Source organism: Mesorhizobium intechi, assembly GCF_002879535.1.
GTDB classification, from domain to species: domain Bacteria; phylum Pseudomonadota; class Alphaproteobacteria; order Rhizobiales; family Rhizobiaceae; genus Mesorhizobium; species Mesorhizobium intechi.
On sequence record NZ_PNOT02000166.1, the window covers coordinates 1 to 7,601 of the forward strand.

At 63.3% G+C, this 7,601-nt stretch carries 9 protein-coding genes; 5 read left to right on the forward strand and 4 right to left on the reverse strand.

The window, feature by feature from the left end:
* From C1D09_RS13910 to C1D09_RS13920, 3 genes are all read left to right on the forward strand, one after another.
* Nucleotides 1-312: YcjX family protein (locus C1D09_RS13910; RefSeq protein ID WP_167514602.1), on the forward strand; the 312-nt coding region annotated here is incomplete at its 5' end.
* Nucleotides 309-1,394 carry a YcjF family protein gene (locus C1D09_RS13915; protein WP_143974866.1) on the forward strand — a complete coding sequence of 362 codons (1,086 nt, stop codon included), beginning with the start codon at nucleotides 309-311 and terminating at the stop codon, nucleotides 1,392-1,394. The genes C1D09_RS13910 and C1D09_RS13915, both read left to right, overlap by 4 nt.
* A 123-nt stretch (nucleotides 1,395-1,517) precedes the next feature.
* Nucleotides 1,518-2,069 (forward strand): hypothetical protein, encoded by a 552-nt coding sequence (locus C1D09_RS13920; RefSeq protein ID WP_143974867.1) that lies wholly within the window; start codon nucleotides 1,518-1,520, stop codon nucleotides 2,067-2,069.
* Nucleotides 2,070-2,160: 91 nt separating this feature from the next.
* Here C1D09_RS13920 and C1D09_RS13925 read toward each other — a convergent pair whose 3' ends face one another.
* The 3 genes from C1D09_RS13925 to C1D09_RS13935 all read right to left on the reverse strand — a co-directional run bounded on the left by C1D09_RS13925 (nucleotide 2,161) and on the right by C1D09_RS13935 (nucleotide 4,867).
* Nucleotides 2,161-2,427 carry a hypothetical protein gene (locus C1D09_RS13925; protein ID WP_019858327.1) on the reverse strand — a complete coding sequence of 89 codons (267 nt, stop codon included), beginning with the start codon at nucleotides 2,425-2,427 and terminating at the stop codon, nucleotides 2,161-2,163.
* Nucleotides 2,428-2,609: 182 nt separating this feature from the next.
* Nucleotides 2,610-3,818, reverse strand: coding sequence for an MFS transporter (locus C1D09_RS13930; RefSeq protein WP_143974868.1), 1,209 nt, complete (start codon nucleotides 3,816-3,818; stop codon nucleotides 2,610-2,612).
* A gap of 59 nt (nucleotides 3,819-3,877) precedes the next feature.
* Nucleotides 3,878-4,867, reverse strand: a complete 990-nt coding sequence (locus tag C1D09_RS13935) for an AraC family transcriptional regulator (RefSeq protein WP_208760380.1) — start codon at nucleotides 4,865-4,867, stop codon at nucleotides 3,878-3,880.
* 161 nt (nucleotides 4,868-5,028) lie between these two features.
* Here C1D09_RS13935 and C1D09_RS13940 point away from each other — a divergent pair, with 161 nt between their 5' ends.
* Both C1D09_RS13940 and C1D09_RS13945 read left to right on the forward strand, forming a co-directional pair.
* Nucleotides 5,029-6,864 (forward strand): monovalent cation:proton antiporter-2 (CPA2) family protein, encoded by a 1,836-nt coding sequence (locus C1D09_RS13940; RefSeq protein WP_143974870.1) that lies wholly within the window; start codon nucleotides 5,029-5,031, stop codon nucleotides 6,862-6,864.
* A gap of 15 nt (nucleotides 6,865-6,879) precedes the next feature.
* Entirely contained in the window at nucleotides 6,880-7,425 is a 546-nt protein-coding gene (locus C1D09_RS13945) for a DUF924 family protein (RefSeq protein WP_143974871.1), read from the forward strand.
* A gap of 3 nt (nucleotides 7,426-7,428) precedes the next feature.
* Here the strand turns inward: C1D09_RS13945 and C1D09_RS13950 are convergent.
* Nucleotides 7,429-7,601 (reverse strand): 2-amino-4-hydroxy-6-hydroxymethyldihydropteridine diphosphokinase (locus tag C1D09_RS13950; RefSeq protein WP_208760381.1); only part of this gene is annotated, 173 nt, incomplete at its 5' end.

Here is a 7,601-nt window from a genome sequence, read left to right on the forward strand (position 1 = left end):
ACGGTCAAACAAGGCCGCGAGACGTTGCCTGTCATCATCGGCACGCCGATCGCCGACGAGAAGATCAACGGCGAAACGTTCGACGGAAAAACAGAAACTGCCATATTTCCCGGTGATTTACCGGAGAAGATTGATGTGGTGTTCGACGTCTCCGGATCCGACCACGCCCAGGATTCCACGGAGCCGGCAATCCGCTTTGTTCGATTCCGCCCGCCAAAACTGGAACGCACAGCCGAAGGCGTCACGCTGTCTCTGCCGCATATCAGGCTCGACCGTGCCTTGCAGTTCCTGATCGGAGACCATCTGGCATGACCGCGCCCCGCAAGCCGGCGGCCTTCCGCATCGAGCCGGAAGCCGCGCCAGTACAAGAAGCGTCGAAGACGCGGCAGGCCGAGCCCCCGCGCAAAACCCGCGGGCTGAAGACCGATGTCGCGCTGGTCATACCGGCGGAAGTCGACGTCTTCGACGTGCCCGACATCGTAGCCGCCGAACCGCCACCGGCCGTCGCTCCCAGGAAACGCTCGTTGTTCGGCAGCATCTTCTTCGGCGCCATCGGCGTGCTGGTTTCGCTGGCTGTCGGCCTGTGGACCGACAAGCTGATCCGCGATCTCTTCGCCCGCGCCGAATGGCTGGGCTGGCTGGCCGCTGGCACGGCGGCGCTCGCGATATTGGCGCTCGTGGTGATCCTGATTCGCGAATTCCTTGCGATCGCCCGCCTTGCCGAAGTCGAAAAACTGCAAAAACGGGCGCTCGACGCCATCGCGCGCGACGACCCCAAGGCGGCACGATCGGTGGTCGACGAGCTTTCGGCTTTCGTCGCGGCCAAGCCCGAGACCGCGGCCGGCCGGCGCGCTCTGGCAGAGCTCCGCGGCGAAATCATCGACGGCGGCAATCTGGTGCGCCTGGCTGAAGCGGAAATCCTCGGCCCCCTCGACGCCAAGGCCAAGGTGATGATTCTCGAAGCCGCCAAACGCGTCTCGCTGGTGACGGCGGTCAGCCCGCGCGCGCTCGTCGATGTCGCATATGTCGTGTTCGAGGCCGGACGCCTCATTCGCCGTCTCTCGGAACTCTATGGCGGACGCCCGGGAACGCTGGGGTTCTTCCGCCTGGCGCGCAGCGTGCTGGCGCATCTGGCGGTCACCGGCTCGATCGCCGTCGGCGACAGTTTCGTCCAGCAGATCGTGGGCCACGGCCTGGCGGCGCGGCTTTCGGCCAAGCTTGGCGAGGGCGTCGTCAACGGCATGATGACGGCGCGCATCGGCATCGCGGCGATGGAAACCGCGCGTCCCCTGCCTTTCAGCGCCGCGAAGCGCCCGGGACTGGGCGATTTCCTCTCGGCATTGACATCGTTTGCCGCGAAGAAGGACCCCGAAACCCCGGATTCAGGCGAATAGCGTCCGGCACTTCCCGACGATGAGCGGATTGCCGTTTCAAGGCCTGGCAGTGACGAAGCATTAACCAATCTTCTTCATGGTCGAACCGGTTCCAAACAGCCTCTTTGTTGCCGGGTGTCGTCGATGAAAAGCGTAATTCTGTCCAGCGTCCTGCCCCTGGCCGTTGCGATCACAGCAGTCGTTGGTCTCGCCTCGGGGGCTTCCGCCGCAGAGCCGGACAAGCAGTTCTTCCAGTCGGCCGAAGGCAAATGGGTCGGCCCGGGCGAAATCGTGGCCGGCAAGTACAAGGGCACGAAATTCAACTGCAGCTTCACCGGCTCCACGCCGGACGGCAAGATGGGCATGACTCTCGATGGCGGCTGCCGGGTCGGTATGTTCACCCAGCCGATGTCGGCCAAGATCGAGCGCAAGGGCCGCGATTACAAGGGTTCCTTCATGGGAGGCGCTGACGGTGCGGGCCTGGACATCATCGGCGGCAACGTCGTCGATGCCCGCAAGGTGGTCTTCACCATCAACCGCAACCAACTGCGCGGCGTAATGCAAGCCCGCATTCCCGACGACAATTCGATGACCGTGACGGTTGCCGTGCGTGTGCAGGATCAGCTCGTGCCGGTCATCGGAATGAGCCTGAAGCGCGTCGATGCCGTGGAAGTCGGCTCCATCACGCCGAACTGAGCGCTTTTCGCGCCCTACCCCCAAACACATCCTCAAAAGCAAAGAGGCGGCAGCCCATCGCCACCGCCCCCTTGAACCGATCGAAAGGCGCTTAGCCCTTGATGGCGGCCGTCACTTCGTCATACGCCTTGCAGGCGTCGGCAAGTGTCGTGGTGCCCTGGTACTTGGTTGTCACTGCCTGGACCTTGGCGGTCAAGTCAGCTGCCTTGGACGGATCCTTGGTGATCGCTTCCTGCAGTGCGGCGGCCATATCCTGTGCCTTCTTGGTCGCGATCTCGGCCGTGCATTCCGGCGCCTTCGAGCAAGCCGAACCGGCAAGCACCGCCAGGCCGACGGCAACAAGCAAAAACTTCTTCATGTCAGTCATCTCCTCAAAAGGGCGCGACTTGATCGTCGCTCACACCCTCCAATGGCCGAAGCCGAGCGTCCTTAGCCTCCGATTGTGGCAACAAGCAACGCGCGCATTGCGTAAACTTGTGTGACGCGACTGCAATATTGTCGGGGCCGGAGATGGACTGCCCGTGTCAGCGGCGGCAAAGTTCAGCTGCGCGGCTGTAGCAGCGCCAAAACGCCTGTCGATGCTGCAAGGATAGCAGTCACGGTCAAAGGCGCTGTAGGGCCATAGGTGTCCACGACATAGCCGCCGACAACCGCGCCGATGGTGATGGCGACCTGAAAAGAGGCGACCATCAGGCTGCCCGCCGCTTCCAGCCTGTCCGGCGCCGCGCGAGAGAGATTTGTCGGCAACACCACCGGCGCCATGCCGAAGGCGAACCCCCACAGCGTCGCGAAGCCAAAGGCAACGCCAATGTGCGCGCCCCAAAGCACCAATGACAGCGACGCAACCGCCATCAACGCGGCGGTAACCACGAGAGCGACGTGGATATTGGCGTCGGCCAGGCGGCCACCGGCAATATTGCCGATCACTGCGGCGACCCCAAATCCGAGCAACGCCAGGGCAATAGGCCCGGTTGCCAGGAGCGTCACATGTTCGAGGAAGGGACGCACATAGACCGAGCCGGCAAAATGCCCCGTCATCAGCAAAAGGATGGCAAGCATACCAAGTTGAATGCCACGCCGCCGTGTCAGCCGAAGGACGTCTGCAAAACTATTGCTTGCCGTTGCAGGCAAAGAAGGCAGGCTAAGCAACTGCAGTAGCATGGCAAGCAAGGCCAACCCTGCTGTCATGGCCATGGCGCTGCGCCAACCCAGCCAGTCGCTGATCAACGCGCCCATCGACGGTGCGGCAATGGTTGCGAGCGAGACGCCGAGGGTGACGATAGCCATGCCCCGTCCAGTCGCATTGGCGCCAACCAGCCTCGCCACCACGGCGACCGAAAGTGCCCAGAAAGCGCTGAGTGCGATCCCCAGTCCGGCCCGACCCAGCAACAATAGCCAGAAATCGGTCGCCAGCGCCGCAAGAACATTGGAACCGACCGCCAGGGCGCTGAGACCAACCAGCACTGCCTTGCGGTTCAGTCGGCCGATGAGAACATTGCTCAACATGGCCGTCACGGCGCCGACGGAAGCGGTGGCGGTGACGACCTGTCCAGCCGTTCCTTCACTGATACCGAGATCGCGCGCCAGTGGTGTCAGCAGACCTGCCGGCAGGAATTCGGCCGACACCAGGGCAAAGCTGGTGGCGGCCAATGAAATGACCGCGAACCAGGTGCTTGCGCCCCACGTGGCCGGCGCGGCCGCATCAACGTCTATCGCCGCGTCTTCGAGCTGTAATGTTGTGTCTGTCACGGATGTATCTCCAAGGTTTGGAGATCTTCATAGCCGAGTCCGTTCGGATGAAATGTATCTCAAAATCCGAAATTCATGTCTATTCGTCCGGGAATTGTGCGACGCACAACGCCAGGGGAGACATTGGTGATGCGCTTGAAGGCGCGAGCGAAGGAGGCCTCGGAATCATAGCCCAGGCGGGTAGCAACCTCGGCCACCGACAAACCGTTTTGCCCCAACAGCTCGCGGGCAAGCTGCATGCGCAAACGAGCCAGATAGTGTGCCGCCCCTTCTCCCAGTACAGCGCTGAAGCGCTCGGCGAAAATCGAGCGCGATTGGCCTGCCAGGCTGGCGAGGCTTTCGAGCGTCCAGTTATGGCCGGGGTCTCTGTGCATGGCTGCCAGGGCACGGCCAATATTGGGGTCGCGGATGGCGGCGAGCCAACCGGTGGTCGAAGCTCCCGTGCAATTGACCCAGCAGCGAATGAGCCGGGCTGTCAGCAAGTCCGCCATACGCGACAAGATGGTGGCGCTGCCCATCTGCGGTTGCGCGGCCTCCGCCGTCATGGCCGCCAGCAAGGGGCCAACGACCGGGTCGTTGCCGGCCACGTCGCAACCCTTGATGATAGGCGGCATCAGCGTGATCAATGGGTTTAACGCACAGGCGCCCAAGGCCATTGAGCCGCAGAAAAGCGTGCTTGTCGCGCCCGTGCCTTCCCGTACGACTTCGCAGACGTTGCTCCCCAACTTGGTCACCCGGCAATCATCGAGCGAGCCGCCTGCAACGTCCGGCGCGCTGGACAGCCGATGGGCAATGCCCTGCGGCAGCAGCGCCAGATCGCCATCGCGCAACTCCTGCCAGCCTTGCGCTTCGGTGTGGATCCAGCATGGACCCTGCCCGACAAAGTGAAACCGAAGCAGCGATTGTTGCGGAAATTCCATGCTCCAGGGATGTCGGAGCTCGCAGCGGCCATAGTTGACGCCACTCAAGCGAAAGTCTTGTAGGACTTCGCTGAGCGCATCCATCGGAATGGGGCGCGCAGGAGACGGCCAGGACGAACGATCAGTCATCTTGCCGATATATATACCAATCGTCCGGCAGGCAAGCGGCGACCGTTGTTCCAGAAAGGGAAACGCTTCGACGGCACCCTACCCGTCCTGGCAGGCGCCCCGCCCTTGCCTCCCGCTCCAACTGCATGCAAGGAGTGCTGTCGGACATAGGGACAAGAGGCATGGCAGCGGAAACATCAGGCAGCGATCTCATTCAGGTGGTGGCGCTGCTTGCCGCGGGGGTCGTCGCCGTCCCCATCTTCAAACGCATGGGGCTTGGCTCGATCCTGGGCTATCTGGCGGCTGGCGTGGTGATCGGCCCGTTTGCTCTTCGCATCTTTTCCGAATCGGGAGCCATCCTCCACGTCGCCGAACTCGGCGTCGTCATGTTCCTGTTCATCATCGGGCTGGAAATGCAGCCGTCGCGGCTTTGGGGCCTGCGGCGCGAAATCTTCGGGCTCGGTGCGCTGCAGGTCGGGGTCTGCGCGGTCCTGTTGACCGGTGTGGGAATGGCCGGCGGTTTTCCGGTCTCGCAGTCCTTCGTCGCCGGCGCTGGTTTCGTGCTGACCTCGACGGCGATCGTTATGCAGCTTCTCGAGGAGCGCGGCGAAATCGCCTCGCCGAAAGGCCAGCGCATCGTCTCCATCCTGCTGCTGGAAGATCTGGCCATCGTGCCGCTGCTGGCCCTGATCGCGTTCCTGGCGCCGGGTGGCGCCGACACCAGCCTGTCGGAAAGGCTGACGGAGGTCGGCATCGGCCTTGCCGCGATCGTCGGACTGGTGCTGGCGGGGCGCTATCTGCTCAACCCGTTCTTCCGCATCCTGGCGGATGCCCGTGCCCGCGAGGTGATGACGGCAGCGGCACTGCTGGTGGTGCTCGGATCGGCGCTCACCATGCAGCTCAGCGGCCTGTCGATGGCGATGGGTGCCTTCCTGGCCGGCGTTCTTCTGTCGGAATCGACCTTCCGTCATCAACTGGAAGCCGACATCGAGCCGTTCCGCGGCATCCTGCTCGGTCTATTCTTCCTCGCGGTCGGCATGTCGCTCGACCTGCATGTGGTCGCCGCGAACTGGAAGCTGATCGCCGTCTATGTCGTCGCCTACATGGTCATGAAGGCTCTTGGCATCTACATCGTCGCCCGCATCCTCAAGACCGGCCATCGCGAAGCCTTGGAACGCGCGGTCTTCATGGCACAGGGCGGCGAATTCGCCTTCGTCCTCTACTCCGCCGCCGCTGCCGTCGGCATCATCGACAACCAGGCCAACGCGACGCTGACGGCGATCGTCATCATTTCCATGGTGCTGACGCCGCTGGCGATCATCGCCTTGCGCCGGGTCACCCCGCGCGACAAGCAGTCGCTGGACGGAGTCGACGTCGCCGACGGACTGACGGGCAGCGTGCTGATCATCGGTTTCGGCCGCTTCGGCCAGATCGCCAGCCAGCCGCTGCTGCTGCGTGGCATCGATGTGTCGATCATCGACAACGACGTCGAGATGATCCAGGCGGCCGCCGACTTCGGCTTCAAGGTCTATTATGGCGACGGCACCCGGCTGGATATCCTGCACGCGGCCGGCGCCGGCCGGGCCCGCGCCGTGCTGATCTGCGTCGACAAGGCCGATGCGGCCGTTCGCATCGCCCAGTTAATCAAGGCCGAATTTCCTCTGCTCACCGTGCTGGCCCGGGCTTTCGACCGTGGCACGGCGCTGCAGCTCATTCGCGCCGGCGTCGACTATCAGCTGCGCGAGACCTTCGAATCGGCACTGGTTTTCGGCGGCTCGGCCCTGGAATCGCTCGGCGTTGATCCCGAAGACGTGGCCGAAACGATCGAGGACGTCAGGCGTCGTGACACCGACCGTTTCGAAACCCAGCTCGCCAAAGGCATTCGCGCCGGCCAGCGCTTCCTGCGGGGCAATATCGGCACGCCGATTCCCACACCGCTCTCCACGCCGCGCCGCCCCGGTCAGGCCCTCAACGAGGAGACGGCCGGCGTTCTGCACAAATCCGAGACAGCCGATTGAACCAAGGAATCCTACATGGAATTGGACAGCAGAGCCCTGTCGGTCACCAAATTCTGGCGCGACGCCGGCGAGGATGCATGGTTCGAGAAGAATAACGCTTTCGATGCCGATTTCCGCGATCGCTTTCTCGACCTGCACTATGCCGCCGCGCGGCGCGAATGCGACGCCTGGTCGGGCCATGCCGAAGGTTCGCTGGCGCTGATGATCCTGCTCGACCAGTTTCCGCGCAATTGCTTCCGCGGCACCGGCCATATGTTTGCCACCGACCCGCTGGCGAAGCATTTTGCTCAAAACGCGGTCGCTGCCGGGCATGACCTGGCGCTGGAACCGGAGGTGCGGGTGTTTCTGTACCTGCCGTTCGAGCATTCGGAAGATCTCGCCGACCAGGACATTTCGGTCGAACTTCATACCGCCAAGGCCGAGTTCAACCTGAAATACGCACTGGAGCATCGCGACATCATCCAGCGTTTCGGCCGCTTTCCGCATCGCAACAGGATGCTTGGCCGCGAGACGACACCGCAGGAGCAGGCGTTTCTCGACGAAGGCGGCTTTTCCGGCTGATCGTTAGGTCAGCCACCAGTCGCGACCAGCCGGCAACCGCTCGATGCCGGCGGCGTCGACGGCGCTCAGGCGCTCCGACACGCTTCGCCCGCCGACGGCAAGATCCGGCGCGATCTCGGCCAGCGGCGCAAGCACGAAAGCGCGCTCCAGCATACGCGGATGCGGCACTTCCAGCC

Bases quoted from the DNA above. Each gene is read 5' to 3' on its own strand.
- C1D09_RS13915 (WP_143974866.1), top strand. From the start codon at position 309: ATGACCGCGCCCCGCAAGCCGGCGGCCTTCCGCATCGAGCCGGAAGCC.
- C1D09_RS13920 (WP_143974867.1), top strand. From the start codon at position 1,518: ATGAAAAGCGTAATTCTGTCCAGCGTCCTGCCCCTGGCCGTTGCGATC.
- C1D09_RS13925 (WP_019858327.1), bottom strand. From the start codon at position 2,427: ATGAAGAAGTTTTTGCTTGTTGCCGTCGGCCTGGCGGTGCTTGCCGGT.
- C1D09_RS13935 (WP_208760380.1), bottom strand. From the start codon at position 4,867: ATGACTGATCGTTCGTCCTGGCCGTCTCCTGCGCGCCCCATTCCGATG.
- C1D09_RS13940 (WP_143974870.1), top strand. From the start codon at position 5,029: ATGGCAGCGGAAACATCAGGCAGCGATCTCATTCAGGTGGTGGCGCTG.
- C1D09_RS13945 (WP_143974871.1), top strand. From the start codon at position 6,880: ATGGAATTGGACAGCAGAGCCCTGTCGGTCACCAAATTCTGGCGCGAC.